This window comes from Edaphovirga cremea (genome assembly GCF_003332275.1).
In the GTDB taxonomy this organism is placed as follows: Bacteria; Pseudomonadota; Gammaproteobacteria; order Enterobacterales; family Enterobacteriaceae; genus Edaphovirga; species Edaphovirga cremea.
The window spans coordinates 59,915-83,177 of record NZ_QOVA01000009.1 but is presented as its reverse complement, the minus strand read 5'-3'; the positions used below and the strand labels follow the sequence as shown (position 1 = coordinate 83,177).

Below are 23,263 nucleotides of genomic sequence, written 5' to 3'. Positions count from 1 at the left end.
TATTAATTATCCCGTCCGACATTAGTGAACCCTGCCTGGGGAAAAGTATAATAATAGCATGATTTAAAGGGTTTTTTTTCGTGAAAATAAATCCTGAATTTTTAGTTGACGGCGCTTTTGCACCAGTTGCCGCCAACAATGAACAGGATCACCCACTGGGTTATCCACAGATTTATGGGATAACCGGGTTAAAACCCGATTACTGGTTCTATTTACAGCCTTGACTTAGGGGGTTTTACCCTGATTTACCCCATTTGTGCCTAACTTTTTTGCATATACTGTGGATAAAAGCGACATTGCTTGATCTTTCACCAGTCGAGGATCCTTTCCGTGCACAGATCACATTTGCCCGCGGTGGATAAACGGTATTAAGTCATTAATTTCATGATTTACATGCATTTAATTTTTGGCTTGAATACCCTCTTTTAGAAACCCCACTGAGTTTTACCCTGCTTACCCTACAGTTCTGCACACCTATATCCACAGAAAAAGTGAATAAGATGGGGCACAAAACGCCCTGGCTGTTTATAACTTTGCTTTTATCTGTGGGTTATCCCAGAGTTATTCGTTTGCGTCTGCCTGAACGCAGTGGTTTACCGCCTGATGGTAGTATGAAACAATCAGGTTATCTTTGCGTTAATAAGCTTATTGAGGTAGTCCGGTGATCGATGATGATGGCTACCGCCCGAATGTTGGTATCGTAATCTGTGATCGGCAGGGGCAAGTTTTGTGGGCCAGACGATATGGTCAGCACTCCTGGCAGTTTCCGCAGGGGGGGATCAATCCTGGTGAAACCCCGGAACAGGCCATGTACCGTGAACTGTTTGAAGAAGTGGGACTGAGCCGAAAAGACGTCCGTATTCTCGCCTCAACCCGCAACTGGTTGCGCTATAAATTGCCAAAACGTTTGGTGCGTTGGGATACAAAGCCGGTATGTATCGGCCAAAAACAAAAATGGTTTCTCTTGCAACTCATGTGCAATGACGCGGATATCAATATGCAGCGCAGCAGCACACCTGAGTTTGATGGTTGGCGCTGGGTCAGTTTCTGGTATCCGGTTCGGCAGGTCGTGTCATTTAAACGCGATGTCTACCGGCGTGTGATGAAAGAGTTCTCAATGACAGTGATGCCGATGCAGGAGGCAACTCCTCCTCGGACTTCGCCCGCTTACCGCCGAAAAAGAGGTTAAGTCACGCAGATTATGCTCATGCGTTTGCGAGAAATCGTTGAAAAGGTCGCGGCAGCGGCCAGCCTGAATGAGTCGCTGGATCTTCTGGTTAATGAAACCTGTCTGGCGATGGATACGGAAGTCTGTTCAATCTATCTGGCTGACAATGACCGCCGATGTTACTACCTGATGGCGACACGGGGCTTGAAAAAGCCTCGTGGGCGCACGGTTACGCTGGCATTTGATGAAGGTGTGGTCGGGCTGGTAGGCCGTCTGGCCGAACCGATCAACCTGGCCGATGCGCAAAGCCACCCCAGTTTCAAATATATCCCGCAGGTAAAAGAAGATCTGTTCCGATCTTTCCTCGGCGTTCCTATCATCAACCGGCGCCAACTGCTGGGTGTATTGGTAGTACAGCAGCGTGAGCACCGCCAGTTCGATGAGAGTGAAGAATCCTTCATGGTCACCCTGGCGACGCAGGTCGCCGGAATTCTCGCTCAATCGCAACTCAACGCCATTTATGGTCGTTTCCGCCAAACCCGGGTAAAGGCGCTGGCCGCCTCGCCGGGTGTCGCCATTGGTGAAGGCTGGCTGGACAGCAGTCAGCCGTCGCTTGATCATGTCTATATGGCGTCAACGCTCGATTCCTCGCGGGAGCGCGAAAGGCTGACCCGCGCGCTGGAAGAGGCGGGCGCTGAATTCCGCCGTTTCAGCAAACGTTTTGCGGCCAGTTCGCAAAAAGAGAGCGCGGCGATTTTCGATCTCTACTCCCACTTGCTCAACGATGCCCGGCTCAAGCGTGAACTGTTTGTCGAAATCGACGGCGGTTGGGTCGCGGAGTGGGCCGTTAAAAAAGTCGTGGAGCACTTTGCCGAACAGTTCGCCAGTCTGCAAGATGCCTATATGCGTGAGCGTGCGGGTGATTTGCGGGCGCTTGGGCAACGGTTGCTGTTCCACCTCGACGATAATGTGCAGGACGATATCCAGTGGCCGGAAAGATTCGTGCTGGTCGCGGAAGAGCTGACGGCCACGCTGCTGGCGGAAGTGCCGCAGGATCGCCTGGTTGGCGTTGTGGTGCGCGATGGCGCAGCCAATTCACATGCGGCCATTCTCGTGCGGGCGATGGGCGTGCCGACGGTAATGGGGGCGGATATCCAGCCGTCGCTGCTCAATCGGCGGTTGCTGATCGTTGACGGTTACCGTGGTGAGTTGCTGATCGAACCTGAACCGGTTCTGGTGACGGAATATCAACGTTTAATCAGTGAAGAGCTGGAACTGAGCCAGCGAGCAGAAGATGATGTTGAACAGCCTGCAACGCTGAAAAGCGGTGAGCGGATACAGGTCATGCTCAACGCCGGGCTGAGTGCCGATCACGAAAAGCGCTTTGGTACCCGGGTCGACGGCGTCGGTTTATACCGCACCGAGATCCCCTTCATGCTGCAAAACGGTTTTCCTTCTGAGGAAGAGCAGGTGTCGCAGTATCAGGGCATGCTGCAAATATTCCCCAGTAAGTCGGTCACGCTGCGTACGCTCGATATTGGTGCTGACAAGCAGTTGCCCTATATGCCGATCAGTGAGGAGAATCCCTGCCTCGGCTGGCGCGGGATTCGGGTGACGCTCGATCAGCCGGAGATCTTCATGATCCAGGTGCGGGCGATGCTCAGGGCCAATGCGGCAACCGGTAATCTGAGCATTTTATTGCCAATGATTACCAATCTGGAAGAGATCGACGAAGCGAAACGGTTGATCGATCGCGCCGGGCAGGAAGTGCAGGAGGTTCTAGGGTACGAACTGCCAAAAATCCGCCTTGGGGTGATGATTGAGGTGCCGGCGATGATTTTCCTGATCCCGCATTTGACGCACCGGGTAGATTTTATCTCGGTGGGCACCAACGATTTAACGCAGTATCTTCTGGCGGTGGATCGTAACAATACCCGTGTGGCGGCGATGTACGACAGTCTGCACCCCGCGATGTTGCAGGTACTGAAGATGATTCTCGTACAGGGCGAGGCGGCTGGACTGCAGATCAGCCTGTGTGGCGAGATGGCAGGTGATCCCATGGGCGCACTGCTACTGGTGGGATTGGGTTATCGTAATTTGAGTATGAATGGCCGCAGCGTCGCTCGAATCAAATACTTGCTGCGCAGCGTGGATCTCGCCGAGATCCAGTTGCTGGTAGAGCGCGTATTGACTGCGCAACTGGCAGCCGATGTGCGCAAGATTACCGCCGAGTTTATGGAACGTCGCGGTCTGGGTGGATTGATCCGCGGCGGTAAATAGTGCCGCAGCGAGTATGTTAGCCGCACTTGCATTGGCGTCATGCCAGGAGTTCGATTGTCCCTGTTTACAGAACTTTTCCTGGCGCCTGATCCGGTGTGCTTTTCGGTTATGTTATGATGCGCTCCCTGCCGACCCCCGAAAGGGGAAAAATACTAACAATTTGTGGTGATAGATGAGTAACAGCTATCTGGTGTTTCCCAAGTTCGATCCGGTGATCTTCTCCATCGGTCCGGTTTCCCTCCATTGGTACGGCTTGATGTATCTGGTGGGTTTTATCTTTGCCATGTGGCTTGCCGTGCGTCGTGCAAACAAGCCTGGCAGTGGCTGGACCAAAGACGAAGTTGAAAACATGCTCTATGCCGGTTTCCTCGGCGTTTTTGTCGGGGGGCGTGTCGGTTACGTGCTGTTTTATAACATGCCGTTGTTCCTTGATAATCCACTCTACCTGTTCAAAGTCTGGGATGGCGGCATGTCGTTCCATGGCGGCCTGATTGGTGTGATTTGTGTGATGCTGTGGTTCGCCCACCGTACCAAACGCAATTTCTTCCAGGTTGCCGATTTTATCGCTCCGCTGATCCCGTTTGGTCTCGGGGCGGGTCGTCTGGGGAATTTTATCAACGGCGAATTATGGGGTCGTGTGACCAGGGATGTGCCATGGGCCATGCTGTTTCCGGGATCGCGCGCAGACGACATCGCTATTGCCGCCGCCGATCCGCAGTGGCAACCGCTGTTGAATCAATACGGTGTGCTGCCGCGTCACCCTTCGCAGATTTATGAAATGCTGCTGGAAGGTGTGGTGCTGTTTATCATCCTCAATCTTTTTATCCGCAAACCACGCCCAATGGGCAGCGTGTCAGGATTGTTCCTGATTGGCTATGGTGTATTCCGCAGCGTCGTTGAATATTTCCGCCAGCCAGATGCACAGCTCGGCCTGTTCGATGGCATGATCAGCATGGGGCAGATACTTTCGCTGCCGATGATTATTGCTGGTGTGATTATGATTATCTGGGCTTACCGCCGCCCACAGAAACAACTGTCGTGAGGTAAAATGAAACAGTATCTGGAATTAATGAAAAAAGTGCTGGACGAAGGCACCCCAAAAGCCGACCGCACCGGTACCGGCACGCTGTCGATTTTCGGTCATCAGATGCGTTTCAACCTGAAAGAGGGTTTTCCGCTGGTGACCACCAAACGCTGTCATCTGCGTTCCATCATTCATGAACTGCTCTGGTTCCTGAAAGGCGAAACCAACATCGCCTACCTGCGGGAAAACAACGTCTCGATTTGGGACGAATGGGCGGATGAAAACGGCGATCTCGGGCCAGTATATGGTAAACAATGGCGCGCCTGGGGGGCGGCAGATGGCCGCAAGATTGATCAGCTCAGCAATGTGATTGAACAACTGAAAAAAGATCCTGATTCACGCCGGATTATTGTTTCCGCCTGGAACGTGGGTGAGTTGGATCAGATGGCTTTGGCACCTTGCCACGCCTTTTTCCAGTTCTACGTTGCCGACGGAAAACTCTCCTGCCAATTGTATCAACGCTCCTGCGATATATTCCTCGGCCTGCCGTTCAATATTGCCAGCTATGCCTTGCTGGTACATATGATGGCGCAGCAGTGTGACCTTGAGGTCGGTGATTTTGTCTGGACAGGCGGTGACACCCATCTGTACAGCAATCATATGGAGCAGACTCATCTGCAACTCAGTCGCGAGCCACGTGCGCTGCCAACGCTGATTATCAAACGCAAGCCTGAATCATTGTTTGACTATCGGTTCGAGGATTTTGACATCGAAGGCTACGATCCGCATCCCGCAATCAAAGCGCCTGTCGCCATTTGATCGATAACAGAGAATCTGCCTGTTGAAACCGGAGCCTGAGGGCTCCGTTTTTTTGCCCCTTCCCCCTGGAACTCCCCGCTTTATTTGCGCGCTGTGCCGCAGAGTAAATCCACCAGCCTGCATATTCACATCCACTTTGCGCGGTCTGCCGAAAAGCCCGACAACTCCGCTGGAGCGTAGGTTTTTCCGCCGTAAAATCCGCGCATGGACACACATCTGGATAGACAGCATCTGGGTAAACGGCATCCCTACAGACGGCATACCTACAAACAGCGCCCCTACAAACAGAGGCCCTGTAAACAGGGAGTAACCGCTGAATCAGGCATGACGCTGATCGAAACCCTGCTTGTCATGGTGCTGATCGGCATGATGACGACCTGGGGTCTGAGCAGTTGGCGGAGCTATCAGCAGGCGCTGCAACTTGAGCAGAGTGCCCAGCAATTACTGGCTTTTTTGACCACGCAGCAAGCGGATGCCAACTGGCGAAATGAATCGGTGGTGTTATGGGTAAAACAAGGTAAAGGGGGATGCGTCGGGACCCATGCGGTTTCACAAGAGTGCGCCAATGCCGGTGGCCGAGTGTTCCGGTTACCGTATTCTTCGGTTTCCCTGTCTGATTTTTCCGCCAATAGCATGGGATTTTACGGCCTACGCAACGCCGCCCTGCCGGGGCACATTCGCTTGAGCAGTAATGCTGGCAGCGTGCGGGTAATTTTGTCTGCTCGCGGACGTTTGAGGCTGTGCAGTGAGAAACAACAAGTTCTGGGGATCGGAGTATGCGCGCAATGAAATACCGCATGAGTGCGTTCAGTTCATCGGCAAAGTTACGGGGCTTTACGTTGCCTGAGGTGATGCTGGCGTTAAGCGTGGGAAGCATGGTTATGCTGAGCGCAGCAAAAACCTACCCGTTGCTGCGCCAGCAAAGTCAGGATATGGGGCAACGTTTTCGTCTGGATCAGTTATTACGCCAGACAGCATTGATGATTGAAAAGGACATCAAACGCGCGGGTTTCTGTCAGGGTGATGACTGCCAGGGAGAAGCTTTGAGAATAGGCAACGTGGCGGGAGAAGCGGCCAACTCTTGCCTGATCGTAGCCTACGATCTTAATCGTAATGGCCATTGGGAAGGGAGTGGTCATCCTGAATCAGACTATTTTGGTTTTCGTCTTCGGCAACAGGCATTGGAAGTGCAGCGCGGTGTGACTCAATGTCAGGGTAATGGCTGGGAAAAGCTCTTGGATCCTGAGGAAGTCATTGTTTCAGCATTTACCCTGTTACCTCTGTCAGCCAGTAAGCTCGGAGGATTGATTTCACTGACGATCGAAGCGCAGTGGACGCGACGCCCAGCTATCCATCGGCGCATCGAACGCATTATTTCTGGGTTGAATCCATGAAACAGGGGCGAGGTGTCGCTCAACGTCAGCGCGGCAGTATCACCTTGCTGTCGATTGTCATGCTGATGGCATTGGGGTTGATGATGCTGAATGCGCTGCACCAACAACTTACCAACGCTTTGCAATTGGTTGCAGAGGAGCGCCATTATCTACGGGCCTGGAATCAGGCCGCTTCAGCACTCAGTTGGGGAAGTCGCCAATCATGGCAATTGTCTGACACTGCACAATGGCAGTGCCAGAAACCGGATAACCAGTCATTTGTCAGTTGCCTGAGGCAATCACCGCGTGAGGGGATTTATCTGCTGAAAGGGATGGCAGCGACGGTTAAACAAGGCGAAGCGCTGGCGCTATATACGCACCTCGAACCCAGGACAACAGAAAATAACTCACAGGTTATGTCGGTGGTGAAACGCAGTTGGCTGGATTTCTGCCCCGTAACGGATTCACAATTCTGTCGTTAAGGAGATGTCGTTGAATGAATCAATGTGTAAAACAGTCGGGATTCAGCTTGCCGGAGGCATTGATCGCCGCGCTGCTCTTTTCGGTATCGCTATTGGGGTTGATACAGTACCACCAAGCGCTCAGTGACAGTTTCCAACGGCAATGGCAAATCCGGCAAGCATGGACACTGGCACAGCAACGCCTCGATGAATATGCCAGTGAGGGCAGCAATCAGAGCCAACTGATTTTGCCCGTGTCGAAAGGTGCCCGGGCATGGCAGTTATCACTCAGTGATAGTACTGCTGACAGTGGATGCCGCGCAGTGACGGCGCTCGTTGAAACCCCTGACCAGTACAAGGCCAGCCTGACGCGTTGGATGTGTTGAAAGGCTAGAAGTATTGAAAGGTTAGAGCCGTTGAAAGGCTGTGCGGGGTAAGAAATTTTAGCCATTATGAGAAAATGCCCCAGCATTTATCATGCAGTGCTTGCTTTGCCGTCTCGGGTCGTTACAGTGTTTGAGCCGTGCCATGCAGCAACCACGCGGTATTACGCCACTTTAAGAGGTCATGATGTTCACGGTTTATCATTCTAATCAGTTGGATCTTCTGAAATCGCTGACATCGGCACTGATCGCAGGAAACCCCCTGAGCGATCCGTTCCAGCAAGAAGTGGTTCTGGTACAAAGCCCAGGTATGGCGCAGTGGTTGCAAATGCAATTGGCTGAAGAATTTGGCATCGCTGCAAATATCGAATTCCCGCTGCCTGCCTCATTTATATGGGACATGTTTACCCGGGTTTTGCCCGGTATCCCGAAGGAAAGTGCGTTCAGCAAAGACGCCATGACCTGGAAACTGATGTGGCTGTTGCCGAGGCTGCTTGCCGAGCCAGCGTTTGCGCCCATGCGGCACTATCTCACTGATGATGCGGATAAACGCAAAATACATCAGCTCGCCGCCAGGGTCGCCGATCTCTATGACCAATATCTGGTCTATCGCCCGCAATGGCTTGAGCGTTGGGAGCAGGGAGAACGCGTTGATGGTTTAGGCGAGGCGGAGGCGTGGCAGGCGCCGTTGTGGGCAAAACTTTGCGAATACACGCGTGAACTGAATCAACCTGAATGGCATCGTGCCAATTTGTACCAGCGGTTTATTACCCAGCTCAATGCAAGTGACACCTGTCCGCCGGGCTTGCCTCCACGGGTATTCATCTGCGGAATATCCGCTCTTCCTCCCGTCTATTTACACGCATTGCAGGCGCTGGGCAGGCATATCGATATCCATCTGATGTTTACCAATCCCTGCAAGTATTACTGGGGGGATATTCAGAACTATGCGTTTCTGGCGAAATTACAGAGCCGTAAACGTCGTCACTATCTTGAGAAAATGGAACAGGAACTGTTTCGCGATCCCCAACAAGCGGCGCAATTGTTTAACGCATTGGGTGAGCAAGAGGTGAATAATCCGTTATTGGCGTCTTGGGGGAAATTGGGGCGCGATCATATTTTTTTGCTTTCCCAGGTCGATGATATCCAGGAAGTCCACGCTTTTTCTGACGTAGAGCGCGGATGCCTACTGCATAATATCCAACAGGATATGCTGGATCTTGAAGATCATGCCGTTGTCGGAATGACGCCGGAGACGCTGGCATCTAGCGACACCAAAATTGAGCTTGATCCTGAAGATCGCTCCATTAGCGTTCACGCCTGCCACAGTCCGCAACGGGAAGTAGAAGTGCTGCACGATAAACTGTTGCAGATGCTGGTGGACGATCCGTCGCTCACGCCGCGAGACATTATCGTGATGGTCGCGGATATCGACAGTTACACCCCGTATATCCAGTCGGTATTTGGTAATGCGCCAAAAGAGCGTTTCCTGCCGTTTGCCATTTCTGACCGTAAGGTCAGTCAGGCGCATCCGGCGTTGCAGGCATTCATCGCGCTATTGGATTTGCCACAAAGCCGCTTTACGTCGGAACAGGTGTTATCCCTGCTGGAGGTGCCAGCACTGGCCGCTCGTTTCAATATTCATGAAGATGGATTGCGTCTGTTGCGCCAATGGGTTGGCGAATCTGGCATTCGTTGGGGGCTGGATGACGAGAGCGTTCGTGAACTCGAATTGCCCGCCACGGGCCAGCATACATGGCGTTTTGGCCTGACGAGAATGCTGCTTGGTTATGCAATGGACAGCGATGCCGGTGACTGGCAGGGGATCTTGCCCTACGACGAGTCAACGGGTCTGGCCGCTGAACTCGCGGGCTATCTGGCTGAATTATTAATGCAGTTGAGTTTGTGGCGTAAAACGCTCAGTGAACCCAGATTATTACAGGATTGGTTACCGCTTTGCCGCCAAATGCTGGACACCTTTTTTGTAGCCGACAGCGAAACGGAAGTGGTACTGGCGTTGATCGAACAGCAGTGGCAAAAAGTACTCAACTATGGTCTCAATGCGCAATATCCCGATGACGTACCGCTGAGTATTCTGCGTGACGAACTTGCCGCACGCCTTGATCAGGAAAGAATCAGTCAGCGATTCCTGGCGGGTCCTATCAATTTCTGTACCCTGATGCCAATGCGCTCGATTCCGTTCAAGGTGGTCTGCCTGCTGGGTATGAACGATGGGGTCTACCCACGAACGCTGCCGCCACTGGGGTTTGATTTAATGGCGCAGCAAGTGCAGCGCGGGGATCGCAGTCGTCGTGATGACGATCGCTATCTGTTTCTGGAGGCCATGTTATCTGCACAGGAGCGGCTCTATATCAGCTACATCGGGCGTTCAATCCAGGACAACAGCGAACGCTATCCCTCTGTATTGGTTACTGAGTTGCTGGAATATATTGGGCAGAGTTTTGTATTGCCCGGAGATCAAACCCTGAATGTGGATGAGAGTGCCCAGCGCGTTGTTGAGCATGTAGTGTGTTGGCATGCGCGAATGCCGTTTGTTGCCGAAAACTTTGATGTGAAAAATGAGCACCAAAGTTACGCCAGCGAATGGCTTCCGGCAGCGGATTTGCAAGGAATCGCGCACCCTGATTTCAATCAGTCCCTGCCTGAAGAGGATCGGCCAGAAGTGTCACTGGACGATTTGTTGCGCTTTTACCGTCATCCAGTTCGTGCCTTTTTCCAGATGCGTCTGGGCGTTAATTTTATTCTCGAAGAAACTGAATTACCGGATGAAGAACCGTTCATTCTGGATAACCTCAGTCGCTATCAATTCAACAGCCAATTGTTGAATTCACTGATTCAGGAAAAGGATCCGGCTGTCCTGTTTACACGCGTCAAAGCGTCAGGAGGGTTGCCTTATGGTGCCTTTGGTGAAATTTACTGGGAAAAGCAGCAGGAAGAGATGGTCGAACTGGCCGAAAAAGTGCGGGAAGAGCGCCATGAAGAACAGTTAAGCGTTGAGCTGAATCAGGAAATTATACCGGGTTTGATGCTCACTGGCTGGCTGCATCAAGTTCAATCCGACGGCTTATTACGCTGGCGTCCGGCCGCCTTGTCCTCGGTCGATGGATTACTGCTGTGGATTGAACATTTGGCCTATTGCGCCAATGGCGGTACCGGTGAGAGCCGGATGTACGGACGGAAAAATACGGCCTGGCGTTTTGCCGCCATGAAGAAAAAAGATGCACTGCGTCACTTGCAGGATTTGCTGGAAGGCTACCAGCAAGGTTTGTGCAAGCCGCTGTTACTGTTGAATAAAAGTGGTTGGGCCTGGTTGAGTCACTGTTTTGATCCGAAAAGCGGTCATGTCGATCATGATGCAGACGTGCAGGCCAAAGCGCGTGGAAAGCTATTGCAAGTGTGGCAAGGGGATCAGCGGATCCCGGGTGAAGGTGAGGATCCTTACGTTCAGCGGGTTTTCCGTTCTCTGGAAAATCGCTATCTGGAGGAAATTATTCGCAATGCGGAGAAATATCTGCTGCCGCTGGCCCGTCATAATGTAGCCTGATGCTGAGTTTCCAGTGGCAGGTAAGTTTTTGGATAACCGATAAAAAAATAATTCACCTTTATACTCAACTCCCAGGGTTGAAATGGGTCTGAAATAACATAACGGCATAAACATGACGTTGGCTGAATTCGCACAGAGTGGTCTTTTGAAAGTGAAGTTTGCTCAGGCGGTACATTTACGAGGTGAGGGGAGAGTGGGAATGCGCAGACAGCTTGCCTGCATTACGGGTTTACTGTTTTTATTGACGTTTTGGCTACCGGTCAGTTGGGCTGCTCAAGGATGGGAACCACTGGCAAAGACAATCCATAAAAGTGAACACGATCCTCGCCAGTATCAGGCGATTACACTGGAAAACGGAATGACAGTGCTGCTGGTTTCTGACAGCCAGGCACCGAAATCACTGGCGGCTCTGGCGTTGCCCGTAGGGTCGTTGGAAGATCCTGATAGTCAGCTCGGGTTGGCGCACTATCTGGAACATATGGTTCTGATGGGATCAAAACGCTACCCGGAACCTGAGAATCTCTCCGAGTTCCTGAAAAAGCACGGCGGCAGTCACAACGCGAGTACGGCCTCTTACCGCACCGCTTTTTATCTGGAAGTTGAGAATGACGCGCTGGCTTCTGCTGTCGACCGTATGGCGGATGCCATTGCCGAACCCATTCTTGACCCGGTCAATGCCGATCGTGAGCGAAATGCCGTCAATGCGGAATTGACGATGGCGCGTTCACGCGACGGTTTGCGTATGGGGCAGGTCAGGGCTGAAACACTCAACCCGGCTCACCCGAGCGCGCGTTTTTCCGGTGGTAATCTGGATACACTGAAGGATAAACCCGGCAGCAAACTGCATGATACCTTGACCCAGTTTTATCAGCGTTATTACTCTGCCAACCTGATGGTCGGCGTGATTTACAGTAATCAGCCGCTCGAACAACTGGCTAAATTGGCAAGCGAAACGTTCGGCAAGATCCCTAATCGTCATGCTGCGGTCCCTGAAATCACCGTGCCGACCATGACAGACAAAGAAAAAGGGCTGATCATTCATTATGTCCCGGCGCAACCGCGTAAACAGCTGCGCATTGAGTTCCCGATTGATAACAACAATGCGGAATTTCGCAGTAAAACGGACACGTATATTGGCTATCTGATCGGTAACCGTAGCAAGAATACACTTTCTGACTGGTTACAAAAGCAAGGGCTCGCGGACGCCATTAGTGCGGGTGCCGATCCTATGGTGGATCGCAATCAGGGGGTGTTTGCCATTACTGTTTCGCTAACGGATAAAGGCCTTGCGCAGCGCGATCGGGTGATTGCGGCGATCTTCAATTATCTTGGGAAAATGCGTCAGGAAGGGATAGAGCAGAGTTATTTCGCTGAAATCGGCCACGTACTGGATCTTGATTTCCGCTATCCGGCAATTACGCGGGATATGAATTACATCGAGTGGTTGGTTGACACCATGCTGCGCGTGCCCGTTGAGCATGCCCTTGATGCAAGCTATCTGGCAGACCGCTACGATCCCAAGGCAATTGCCCAACGTCTGGATGAACTGACGCCGCAGAACGCCCGATTCTGGTTTATCAGCCCCGATGAGCCGCACAACAAAATGGCATATTTCGTCAATGCTCCTTATCAGGTTGACCGTATCGATGCCGCGCGCTATCAAACCTGGCAGCAACTGGGTGAGAAGATCTCCCTGTCGCTACCCGTTTTGAACCCCTACATTCCAGACGATCTTTCGTTGATAGATAACAGTCAAGCCAGTGTTGACGCAGCCACACATCCGCAGAAGATTATTGATCGGCCAGGATTGCGTGCGCTGTATATGCCTAGCCGTTACTTTGCGGATGAACCGCGTGCTGATATCACGCTGGCATTCCGTAACCAACAAGCGCTCGACAGTGCCAGGCACCAGGTACTTTACGCGCTGACCGACTACATGGCGGGGATTTATCTGGATCAACTGAGTTATCAGGCTTCGATCGGTGGCATCAGTTTCACTACCTCCCCCGACAATGGCCTGCTCGTTAATGCCAACGGTTTCACCCAGCGCCTTCCACAGTTACTGACCTCACTGGTTGAAGGCTATTCCAGCTTTGTCCCCACGGAGGAGCAACTGAGTCAGGCAAAATCCTGGTATCGGGAAAAGCTCGATTCAGCCGATAAGGGCAAGGCATTCGAAATGGCGTTGCAACCGATTCAGATGCTTTCCCGCGTGCCATACAGTGAGCGCAGTGAGCGCCGTAAAATGCTGGACAGCATCACGGTTGAGGACATCAAAAAATACCGCGATGACTTGTTGCACCATGCGTCAACGGAGTTGCTGGTGGTGGGCAACATGACGGCTGAGAAAGTGAAAGATTTGGCAGAGTCGATAAAAAACCAGGTGGGGAGCACGGGAACCGAGTGGTGGCACGGCGTGGATGTCGTGATTAATCAGCACCAGTTGGCAAACCTGCAACGCGATGCCAGCAGTACTGACTCTGCGCTGGCCGCAATCTATGTGCCTACCGGCTATGATGAAGTTCGCGGAATGGCCTACAGTTCATTGTTGGGACAAATGATTCAGCCTTGGTTTTATGGTCAGTTGAGAACACAGGAGCAGTTGGGTTACGCCGTCTTTACCTTCCCAATCTCAATCGGTCGGCAGTGGGGCTTCGGTTTCCTGTTACAGAGCAACAGCAAGCAACCTGATTATCTCTATGAGCGCTATCTGGCCTTTTACGAGCAGGCAGATAAGCGCCTGGCCGCGTTGAGCAAAGAGGATTTTGAACAGTATAAGCAGGGTATGATCAATGAATTACGCCAACGACCTCAGACATTGAGTGAAGAAGCCAGCCGTTTCAGCAACGATTTCAGTCGCGGGAATTTTGAATTTGATACGCGCGAGAAAGTGATCAAGCAATTGGAAGCAGTGACGTCTGAACAATTGATCCGTTACTTCCGCGAAGCGATTATCAAACCGCAGGGACTGGCATTGCTGTCGCAAATCAAAGGCAGCGGCGATCAAAAAGGGGATTTTGCTGCGCCAGCCAGTTGGACAACGTTCCCTGATGCGTCAAGTCTGCAAAAAACGCTGCCATTACAGGTGAAAGGTCAATGAATACAGCCACACCGCTGAAGCTCGACCCCCTTAATCTGCCGCTCTTTGGTGAGCGGTTGATAGAAGCTTCTGCGGGCACTGGCAAAACATTTACCATCGGTATTCTCTATTTGCGCTTACTGCTGGGGCTGGGTAAAAAATCTGCCTTTTCCCGCCCGTTGACTGTCGAAGAAATATTGGTGGTGACCTTTACGGAAGCGGCGACGGAGGAGTTACGTGGCCGTATTCGCGCCAATATTCATGCACTGCGATTGGCCTGTGTACGGGGAGTCAGTGACGATCCGGTGCTGACTTCCCTCATGGCAGAAATGAGTGACTTCGCGGATGCAGCTTCGCAATTGCTTGCTGCAGAACGGCAGATGGATGAGGCGGCGATTTACACTATTCATGGCTTCTGCCAGCGTATGCTTACCCACAACGCCTTTGAGTCAGGCATCCTTTTTGAACAAACGCTGGTTCAGGATGAGCTGCCGTTACGCCGTCAGGCCTGTGCTGACTACTGGCGACGCCATTGCTATCCGCTGTCGATAGGCATTACCCGGGCGGTGAGTCAGGAATGGAGCGGCCCTGAAGCGTTGCTTGCCGATCTTTCCCCTTACCTGCATGGTGAAGCGCCTACACTGCTGCAACCTCCCGCTGAAGACGAAACGTTGGAGATGCGCCACCAGCAGATTCTTTCACGTATCAATATGCTGAAAGAACAGTGGCGCCTGGCTGCGGCTGACATCGAAACACTGATTACCGGGTCGGGTGTGGATAAACGCAGTTACAGTGCCCGCTATTTGCCGATGTGGTTAGAGAAAGTAGCGGAGTGGGTGGCGCAGGAAACTGAAGACTATCAGTTGCCAAAAGAGCTGGAAAAGTTTCGGCAAAGTATTCTGCTGGAAAAAACCAAGAAAGGTCAGCCACCAGAGCACCCGCTTTTTATACTTATAGATGGGATATATGCTGAGCCATTGACGATTCGCGATCTGATTATGGCGCGAGCCCTGAGTGAAATACGTACCTCAATTCAGAAAGAGAAGCGTCAGCGGGCGGAAATGGGTTTTGATGACCTGTTGAGCCGACTTGACGCGGCGTTGCAGGGACAAGGCAGCGCGTTGTTGGCTCAGGCCATACGCACGCGTTATCCGGTGGCAATGATCGACGAATTTCAGGATACCGATCCGCAGCAATATCGTATTTTTCGCACCTTATACGTGGGTCAGCCGCAGTGCGGATTATTGTTGATTGGCGATCCCAAACAGGCGATTTATGCGTTTCGCGGCGCGGACATTTTTACCTATATGCAGGCGCGATCTGAAGTAAGTGCCCACTACACACTTGATACCAACTGGCGCTCCTCTTACTCAATGGTGAACAGCGTTAACCGCTTGTTTCAGCAGGTTGATTCCCCTTTTCTCTTCAAGCAAATCCCCTTTAACCCGGTCTCGCCTGCCATCAAAAATCAAGGGCTATCCTTTGAGTATCAAGGCGCTGCACAACCTGCAATGCACTTTTTCCTTCAGAGCGGCGAAGGTGTCGGAGTCAGTGATTACCAGCAATTGATGGCCCGCCAGTGTGCTGGACAAATTCGGGACTGGCTGACCGCAGGGCAACAGCAACAGGCGTGGCTGGTGAAAGGTGACAAACGTCGACCTGTTCAGGCTTCGGATATCACGATTCTGGTGCGTAGTCGCGCTGAAGCCGCATTGATACGCGATGCGTTAAGTGCGCTTGCTATTCCGTCCGTCTATCTCTCCAACCGCGACAGCGTATTTGATACGGCAGAAGCCAAAGATTTGCTATGGCTCTTACAGGCGGTGATGTCTCCAGAGCAGGAGAGAACGCTACGCAGTGCGATGGCCACCGGTCTGATGGGATTGGATGCGCTGGCCATTGATGCTCTCAGTAAGAATGAGAGTGAATGGGATGCGTTGGTTGAAGAGTTTGATGGCTATCGGCAGCATTGGGCCAGATACGGCGTGCTACCGATGCTGCGAGAAGTCATGCGCAGACGGCACCTGGCTGAAAATCTGCTGGCAACGGCCGGGGGGGAAAGACGGCTCACCGACGTCCTGCATTTAGGTGAGTTGTTGCAGGAGTCGGCGTCTCAACTCGATAGTGAGCATGCACTTACACGCTGGTTGGCACAGCAGATCTCTCAACCCGATCGCCAGTCAGATAATCAGCAATTGCGTCTTGAAAGCGATCGCCACCTGGTTCAGGTCATTACGATTCATAAATCGAAAGGTCTTGAGTATCCGTTGGTGTGGCTGCCCTTTGTGGCTAATTTTCGCCAACAGCAACAAGTGCTGTATCACGACAGGCAAACCTTTGCCGCGCTACTGGATCTCAATGCCAGTGAAGAAAGTGTGAAGTTGGCGGAAGAAGAGCGGTTTGCTGAAGATTTACGCTTGCTTTATGTCGCGCTGACCCGCTCTGTTTACCACTGCAGCATAGGCATTGCCCCGCTGATTCAAGGTACGCGCAAAAAACAGGGTGACACGGATCTGCATCGCAGCGCGTTGGGTTTTCTGGTTCAGCATCAGGAAGCCGGTGATGCGGCGTTTCTTCAACAACAACTCAATACACTCGTCAACGACGATATTGCGGTAACCCTTGTTGATGAACCCGACTCTGCAAGCTGGGTCGCGCCTCCGCTGGTTACGCGTTCCTTACAGGCAAAAGTGTTCAACCGTCAGGTTCAGGATTATTGGCGGGTGACCAGTTATTCCGGTTTGCAACAGCATGGTTCGGCCATTGCGTATGATTTGTTACCCCGTCTTGATGTTGATGCTGTTGGTGAGCAACAGGGTGAAACTGAGCCGCTGATTAATCCGCATACTTTCCCGCGTGGCGCATCGCCGGGCACTTTTCTTCATGGTTTGTTTGAGGAACTGGATTTTACTCAGCCTATTGAGCGCGAGTGGTTGCGGGAAAAGCTTGATGTTCAAGGGCTGGGCGAGCATTGGCTACCGATGCTTGAATCCTGGTTGGATGCCGTTTTACACGCGCCACTGGATGAGAATGGAATCAGCCTGAGCCAACTTTCACCACGGCAAATGCAATCCGAGCTACAGTTCTATCTACCGATCAATGGCTTGCTGAAAGCTGACGAACTGGATCGGTTGGTGAAGCGCTATGACGACCTCTCTGCACAATGTCCGCCGCTGGATTTCCAACAAGTGCAAGGCATGCTGAAAGGGTTTATCGATCTGGTGTTTTGCTGGGAAGGGCGTTTCTACTTGCTCGATTACAAATCCAACTGGCTGGGTGAGGATAGCAGCGCTTACACCCAACCGGCGATGCGCCTGGCGATGGCGGAGCACCGCTACGATCTGCAGTATCAACTCTACAGTCTGGCTTTACATCGCTATTTACGTCACAGAATGGCAGATTACGACTATCAGCAGCACTTTGGCGGTGTGATTTATCTTTTCCTGCGCGGGGTCGATAGCGCTGTACCTGGACAAGGGATCTTCCAGCGCCGGCCTGATGCTGAATTTATTGCGCAACTTGACGCGTTGTTCGAAGGGAATAATGAAGCTGACGCAGGAGCCGAATCATGATGGACTTACTGGATCAGGCTCAGGCAGTAGGCGCATTACGCGCACTGGATGTGCAATTTGCCCATGTAATTGCCCGCGATCGTCACCCGGCGATATTGCTGGCCGCCGCCTGCGTTAGCGCTGAAGCCGGAGGTGGTCATGTCTGTTTGCCGCTGTCACAATTGATGCCAGAAAAGCTCTTTGAGGGGCGGTATCCTGTTCTGGCACAGCAAATATGGCAGGCCGCAGGTTCATTGGACCCGCAACAGTGGGCTGACCTGTTGTCCCGCTCTGATGCCGTAGGGGATGGCGCGCTGGCGACGCCATTGGTATTGCAAGGATCGCGATTGTATTTGCAACGTATGTGGCAGAGTGAAGGCGACGTGGCGCGCTTTATTGCCAGTGACACCCAATCAGCGCTCACTGATGAATCGGCCCTGCGCAAAATCCTTGATGCACTCTTTGGCGAGAATCAGGGGGAGATCGATTGGCAAAAAGTGGCGGCTGCCGTCGCGGCAACGCGCCGTATTTCCATTATCTCAGGTGGTCCGGGGACCGGGAAAACCACCACGGTAGCAAAATTACTGGCTGCGCTGATTCAATTGAATACCGGGCGACCACTGCGTATTCAGCTTGCGGCTCCCACGGGTAAAGCAGCAGCGCGTTTAACGGAATCACTCGGGCAGGCCAGCCAGCAGATTTTTGCCAACGATCGGTGGTTGGCATTATTCCCGCAGGAAGCAACGACGCTGCATCGATTGCTGGGCGCCCAACCGAATAGCCAGCGTATGCGATACCACGCGGGGAACCCTCTGCATCTGGATGTGTTGGTGGTTGATGAGGCATCCATGATCGATTTGCCGATGATGGCGCGCCTGATTGCGGCACTGCCTCCCCAGGCAAAAGTGATTTTCCTTGGCGATCGCGATCAACTGGCCTCAGTGGAAGCCGGGGCGGTGTTGGGGGATATTTGCCGCTTTGTAGAGCAAGGATACAGTCCGGAGCGAGCAGCCCAGTTACAGCGCTTGACCGGGTGTGATGTGTCAGGCGTTGAGGCCGCCCGGGATGCAAACGTGCGCGACAGTTTGTGTTTACTGCGCAAGAGCTACCGGTTTGATGCCAGTTCAGGTATCGGTCAACTGGCGGCGGCGGTCAATGCTGGAAACAGTCAGCATGCCATTGCGGCATTACATGGCACCTTCGCAGATGTGCAGGGTTTTCCACTGGCCGAAACGGAAGATTATCAACATTTGCTGGAAGCCTGCGTTGAGGGCTACCGGTCATATTTGAAGAAAGTTGCTGCGGGAGATGAGGCAAAAAGTGTTCTTGCCGAATTTAGCCGCTTTCAATTGCTTTGCGCGCTTCGTGAGGGGCCTTTTGGTGTGACAGGCTTGAATGAACGTATTGAACAGGTGTTACAACGAGGTGGTTTGATTCGTCGTCCCATTGGCCCTTCCGGGCGTTGGTATGCCGGGCGTCCCGTGATGATTGGTCGCAATGATCGGGCGCTGGGCCTGTTCAATGGTGATATAGGCATCGCATTGCGAGATGCGCAAGGGGAACTGCGGGTATTCTTCCAATTACCGAACGGTGACATCAAGGCGGTGCAGCCGAGTCGTCTTCCCGCCCATGAAACGGCATACGCGATGACGGTCCATAAATCTCAGGGTTCAGAGTTTGATCATACGGCGCTGGTGCTGCCAAACCAGTTCTTGCCGGTATTAACCCGTGAACTGGTCTACACGGCCATTACCCGAGCGCGAAAACGACTGTCGCTGTATGCCAGTGATAAAGTGCTGAGTATGGCGATCCGTACGCCCACCCAGCGCCGCAGTGGCTTGACGGAGCGTCTGCTACCACTTGAACTAGTGCCGTCAGAGCGTGGGGAGTGACGCTGCACTATTTTTTACAGCGTCACTTTTACATTGGTGCGGTTAGAGATCGAGCAGCAGAATCTTTGATCGGCGCTGATAGTTGTACAGCGCCTGCTTTTGCATCGGCAGAACCTCGACTTCAGCCGGTTTGAAGCCCCGCTCCTGAAACCAGTGGATACTGCGCGTTGTCAGAACAAATAACCTCTCGAGCCCTTGCTGCTTAGCCTGGGATGCGACTCTTTTCAGTAACATCTCGCCGCGCGATGAACTGCGGTAGTCGGGATGCACTGCCACGCAGGCCATTTCGCCAATACGCTCTTCCGGGAAAGGGTAGAGTGCGGCGCAGGCAATCGTCAGATTATCCCGCTCGATGATAGTGAACTTATCTATTTCCATTTCCAGTTGCTCACGCGAGCGGCGTACCAGAATCCCTTGCTGTTCAAGCGGGCGGATCAGTTCAAGAATGCCGCCAATATCATTTATTGTTGCCCGACGCACCTGCTCGGCACTCTCCATCACGATTTGCGTACCAATACCGTCACGGGAGAACAGTTCCTGAACCAGAGCGCCGTCCTCCAGGTAGCTAATCAAGTGGCTGCGTCTGACACCGCTACGGCAGGCTTTGACCGCGCCACGCAGAAAACGAACCGTACCGGAGTGATAATCACCGGTCTCTTCCAACTGCTCGATTCTTTGCTGCGCATCATTGGGAAATAGCTCAGAAATAATGTGACCTTCAACGTCCGTAACGCCTTGGGAAGAGCAAAAACCGATCATCTTTTCGGCCTTGAGTTTGATAGCCAACTGGGTCGCCACTTCCTCTGACGTCAGGTTGAAGCTTTCACCGGTAACCGATACCGCGACCGGCCCCAAGAGCACGATAGCGCCATTTTCAAGCTGGCGATTAATGGCATCTTCATCAATTCTACGGATACGTCCGCTGTGGCAATAATCCACGCCATCATCCACACCCAACGGTTGGGCGATAATAAAGTTACCGCTGACCACGTTGATATGCGCACCTTGCAATGGGGTATTATTCAGGCTCATGGATAAACGGGCGGTGATATCCAACTGTAACAGCCCCGCAGCCTGTTTTACCCACTCAAGGGTTTTGGCATCGGTGACGCGGGTATGCTTATGATAAATCGGCTCATAGTTGTGCTGGGCCAGGTTCTCGTCAATTTGCGGACGCGCACCATAAACCACCACAATTCGGATACCCAGGCTGTGTAACAGCCCGATATCGTTAACTATATTGCTGAAATTCTCATGTTCTATAGCTTCACCGCCGAGCATGATGACGAAAGTCTTGCCACGGTGAGCATTTATATAGGGAACTGAGTGGCGAAAACCCTGAACCAATTCAGTACTGCGTTCCTTCACGGCAAAACCTCTTTTGCATTTTTATTCGTAATTTTTGTATTTTTATTCCTTTTTTGGCCCGATGGCAAGCAGGATATTATTCATTGATTTTGCAGTGGGTAGCTAAGTCATTAATAAGTTGACAAACATTGACAATGTTTTCAGATGACATGATGGAAATGATTCGTTAAAGTTTTCGCGTTTATTCTGTTTGGCGATGTTTTTCATCGCCGTTTATCTGTTACTGGAGTCGCATGGCTAACGAAAATCACAATCTGGGACGACGTCGCTTACTGCAAGGCGCTGCCGCAACCTGGTTGTTGAGCATCAGTCGCGTCGGTTTTGCCGCCTCACAGGTCGTTGCCGTTCGTGTTTGGCCTTCTTCCACCTATACGCGTATTACGCTGGAATCCAGTACGCCGCTGCAATATCGTCAATTTGCGCTGACGAACCCTAATCGCATGGTGATCGATATTGAAGGCGTACATCTCAACAGTATTTTAAAGGGGCTGGGCACGCAGGTTAAGTCTGACGATCCTTACCTCAAACAGGCGCGGGTAGGGCAGTTTGACAAGAATACCGTGCGAATCGTTTTCGAACTGAAACAGAATGCCAGTCCGCATCTGTTTACCCTTGGACCGGTCGCAGGATTCAAAAATCGTTTGGTGGTGGATCTCTATCCCGAGGAAGGAACTAGCTCACAAGAGGATGATCCCCTGCTGGCATTACTCGAAGATTACAATAAGGGCGATCTTGAACGCACATTGCCCGCCGAAACCGCGAAGGCAGGTAAGGCCGGGCGCGACAGGCCGATAGTGATTATGCTCGACCCCGGTCATGGCGGAGAAGATCCGGGGGCGACGGGGAAATTTAAAACCCGTGAGAAAGATATCGTGCTACAGATTGCCCGACGCTTGCGTAAGTTGATTGAGCGTGAGGGCAATATGAAGGTTTATATGACCCGCAATGAAGATGTTTTCATTCCGTTGCGGGTACGGGTCGCGAAAGCCCGTAAGCAGCGCGCCGATCTGTTTATTTCTATTCATGCCGACGCGTTTACCAATCGGGCTGCGCGAGGTTCGTCGGTTTTTGCACTGTCGACCAAAGGGGCAACCAGCACCGCAGCGCGTTTTTTGGCGCAAACCCAGAATGAAGCGGATGATATTGGCGGCGTAAGCAAGAGTGGTGACCGCTATCTCGACCACACGATATTTGATCTGGTACAGACGGCGACGATTAATGACAGCCTGAAATTTGGCAAAGAAGTACTCAACCGGATGGGAAGTATCAACCATCTGCATAAAAACATTGTCGATCAGGCGGGTTTTGCGGTACTTAAGGCCCCAGATATCCCTTCGATTCTGGTAGAGACTGCCTTTATCAGTAATGTCGAAGAGGAACGCAAACTGCGCACCAGCCGTTTTCAGCAACAGGTCGCAGAATCCATCCTGGCGGGGATCAAGGCGTATTTCAATAAGGGCGGAACGCTGGCAAAACGTTGAGTCGGATTTCTTGGGGTGAGAATTTGCTTGCAGGTAATGAGGTTCGTATCGGGAGAATTGAGAAACTATAGGATTGAGAAACTGTAGAAACAAAAAAACACCCTGTTGGGTGTTTGATGTTGTAAGTAATTGGTTGCGGGGGCCGGATTTGAACCGACGACCTTCGGGTTATGAGCCCGACGAGCTACCAGGCTGCTCCACCCCGCGTCCGTCTACTTCTTAATTTACGTCTTACTGCTTAATACCGATGCTATTGTACTGATTTTTACACTATTTACCAGCTTTACTGCAGTAATCATTCGCCTACTAAGACGACGTTTACTGTCTTACGCATTCTGATTGGTTGCGGGGGCCGGATTTGAACCGACGACCTTCGGGTTATGAGCCCGACGAGCTACCAGGCTGCTCCACCCCGCGTCCGTCTTACTATATTTTTACTGCATTTCTACTTCTTTCGTGCTTTTTTCTATTGTTTACTGCCTATACTTACTTTATTTCAGCAAGTTATCGAACGCTTTTTCGTTTTGCTTTCGCAGAATCGAATTGGTTGCGGGGGCCGGATTTGAACCGACGACCTTCGGGTTATGAGCCCGACGAGCTACCAGGCTGCTCCACCCCGCGTCCGATGGAAGCGCACTATACTCTCCACAAGATCTCATGCAAGTCATTTTTGTGATTAATGGCACGGAAGCGGTTTTTTTGTTTGAATAATCACACATTTGCTGTTTTTTTCATCAATATTGTGCATGCTCTTTTTTTAAGACGAACAATTCCTTTATCGATGGGCGTTTGTTATCGTTCGCCGGTAGAAAATATCTC

15 protein-coding genes and 3 tRNA genes are annotated in these 23,263 nt (G+C 52.0%); 14 read left to right on the top strand and 4 right to left on the bottom strand.

Going from position 1 to position 23,263, the window contains the following annotated elements:
* The first annotated feature begins 80 nt into the window (after positions 1-80).
* The 13 genes from DRI82_RS23875 to recD all read left to right on the top strand — a co-directional run bounded on the left by DRI82_RS23875 (position 81) and on the right by recD (position 19,595).
* Positions 81-224, top strand: coding sequence for a hypothetical protein (locus tag DRI82_RS23875; protein ID WP_157968072.1), 144 nt, complete (start codon positions 81-83; stop codon positions 222-224).
* 437 nt (positions 225-661) lie between these two features.
* Complete coding sequence (rppH, locus tag DRI82_RS13975; protein WP_114194534.1) at positions 662-1,189, top strand: RNA pyrophosphohydrolase; 528 nt, start codon at positions 662-664, stop codon at positions 1,187-1,189.
* A 12-nt stretch (positions 1,190-1,201) separates the two neighbouring features.
* On the top strand, positions 1,202-3,448 hold the full coding sequence (ptsP, locus tag DRI82_RS13970; protein ID WP_114194533.1) for a phosphoenolpyruvate--protein phosphotransferase: 2,247 nt from the start codon (positions 1,202-1,204) through the stop codon (positions 3,446-3,448).
* 172 nt (positions 3,449-3,620) lie between these two features.
* The gene (gene lgt, locus DRI82_RS13965; protein ID WP_114194532.1) at positions 3,621-4,490 is read left to right on the top strand and encodes a prolipoprotein diacylglyceryl transferase; all 870 of its coding nucleotides are present in this window, start codon (positions 3,621-3,623) and stop codon (positions 4,488-4,490) included.
* Between the two features lie 6 nt (positions 4,491-4,496).
* On the top strand, positions 4,497-5,291 hold the full coding sequence (gene thyA, locus DRI82_RS13960; protein ID WP_114194531.1) for a thymidylate synthase: 795 nt from the start codon (positions 4,497-4,499) through the stop codon (positions 5,289-5,291).
* A 204-nt stretch (positions 5,292-5,495) separates the two neighbouring features.
* On the top strand, positions 5,496-6,080 hold the full coding sequence (locus DRI82_RS13955) for a prepilin peptidase-dependent protein (protein ID WP_114194530.1): 585 nt from the start codon (positions 5,496-5,498) through the stop codon (positions 6,078-6,080).
* Positions 6,068-6,685 (top strand): prepilin peptidase-dependent protein, encoded by a 618-nt coding sequence (locus DRI82_RS13950; protein ID WP_245956847.1) that lies wholly within the window; start codon positions 6,068-6,070, stop codon positions 6,683-6,685. The genes DRI82_RS13955 and DRI82_RS13950 overlap by 13 nt, the downstream gene beginning before the upstream one ends.
* Positions 6,682-7,146 (top strand): YgdB family protein, encoded by a 465-nt coding sequence (locus DRI82_RS13945; protein WP_114194529.1) that lies wholly within the window; start codon positions 6,682-6,684, stop codon positions 7,144-7,146. The genes DRI82_RS13950 and DRI82_RS13945 overlap by 4 nt, the downstream gene beginning before the upstream one ends.
* Positions 7,147-7,160: 14 nt before the next feature.
* The gene (locus tag DRI82_RS13940; protein WP_114194528.1) at positions 7,161-7,511 is read left to right on the top strand and encodes a prepilin-type N-terminal cleavage/methylation domain-containing protein; all 351 of its coding nucleotides are present in this window, start codon (positions 7,161-7,163) and stop codon (positions 7,509-7,511) included.
* A 184-nt stretch (positions 7,512-7,695) separates the two neighbouring features.
* Positions 7,696-11,073 (top strand): exodeoxyribonuclease V subunit gamma, encoded by a 3,378-nt coding sequence (gene recC / locus DRI82_RS13935; RefSeq protein WP_114194527.1) that lies wholly within the window; start codon positions 7,696-7,698, stop codon positions 11,071-11,073.
* Between the two features lie 199 nt (positions 11,074-11,272).
* The gene (gene ptrA / locus DRI82_RS13930; protein WP_114194526.1) at positions 11,273-14,173 is read left to right on the top strand and encodes a pitrilysin; all 2,901 of its coding nucleotides are present in this window, start codon (positions 11,273-11,275) and stop codon (positions 14,171-14,173) included.
* Entirely contained in the window at positions 14,170-17,724 is a 3,555-nt protein-coding gene (gene recB, locus DRI82_RS13925) for an exodeoxyribonuclease V subunit beta (RefSeq protein ID WP_114194525.1), read from the top strand. Before ptrA ends, recB begins: the two co-directional genes overlap by 4 nt.
* Positions 17,721-19,595, top strand: coding sequence for an exodeoxyribonuclease V subunit alpha (gene recD, locus DRI82_RS13920; protein ID WP_114194524.1), 1,875 nt, complete (start codon positions 17,721-17,723; stop codon positions 19,593-19,595). Before recB ends, recD begins: the two co-directional genes overlap by 4 nt.
* 42 nt (positions 19,596-19,637) lie before the next feature.
* On the opposite strand, the gene argA is transcribed toward recD, so the two are convergent.
* Positions 19,638-20,963 (bottom strand): amino-acid N-acetyltransferase, encoded by a 1,326-nt coding sequence (gene argA, locus DRI82_RS13915; protein ID WP_114194523.1) that lies wholly within the window; start codon positions 20,961-20,963, stop codon positions 19,638-19,640.
* 233 nt (positions 20,964-21,196) lie between these two features.
* On the opposite strand from argA, the gene amiC reads away from it, so the two are divergent.
* Positions 21,197-22,444: an N-acetylmuramoyl-L-alanine amidase AmiC gene (gene amiC, locus DRI82_RS13910; RefSeq protein ID WP_114194522.1), complete on the top strand. Its 1,248-nt coding sequence runs from the start codon at positions 21,197-21,199 to the stop codon at positions 22,442-22,444.
* 130 nt (positions 22,445-22,574) lie between these two features.
* Here amiC and DRI82_RS13905 read toward each other — a convergent pair.
* The 3 genes from DRI82_RS13905 to DRI82_RS13895 all read right to left on the bottom strand — a co-directional run bounded on the left by DRI82_RS13905 (position 22,575) and on the right by DRI82_RS13895 (position 23,065).
* Positions 22,575-22,651 (bottom strand) — tRNA-Met (locus DRI82_RS13905).
* 133 nt (positions 22,652-22,784) lie between these two features.
* Positions 22,785-22,861, bottom strand: a tRNA-Met gene (locus DRI82_RS13900).
* A gap of 127 nt (positions 22,862-22,988) precedes the next feature.
* Positions 22,989-23,065, bottom strand: a tRNA-Met gene (locus DRI82_RS13895).
* Positions 23,066-23,263 lie beyond the last annotated feature (198 nt).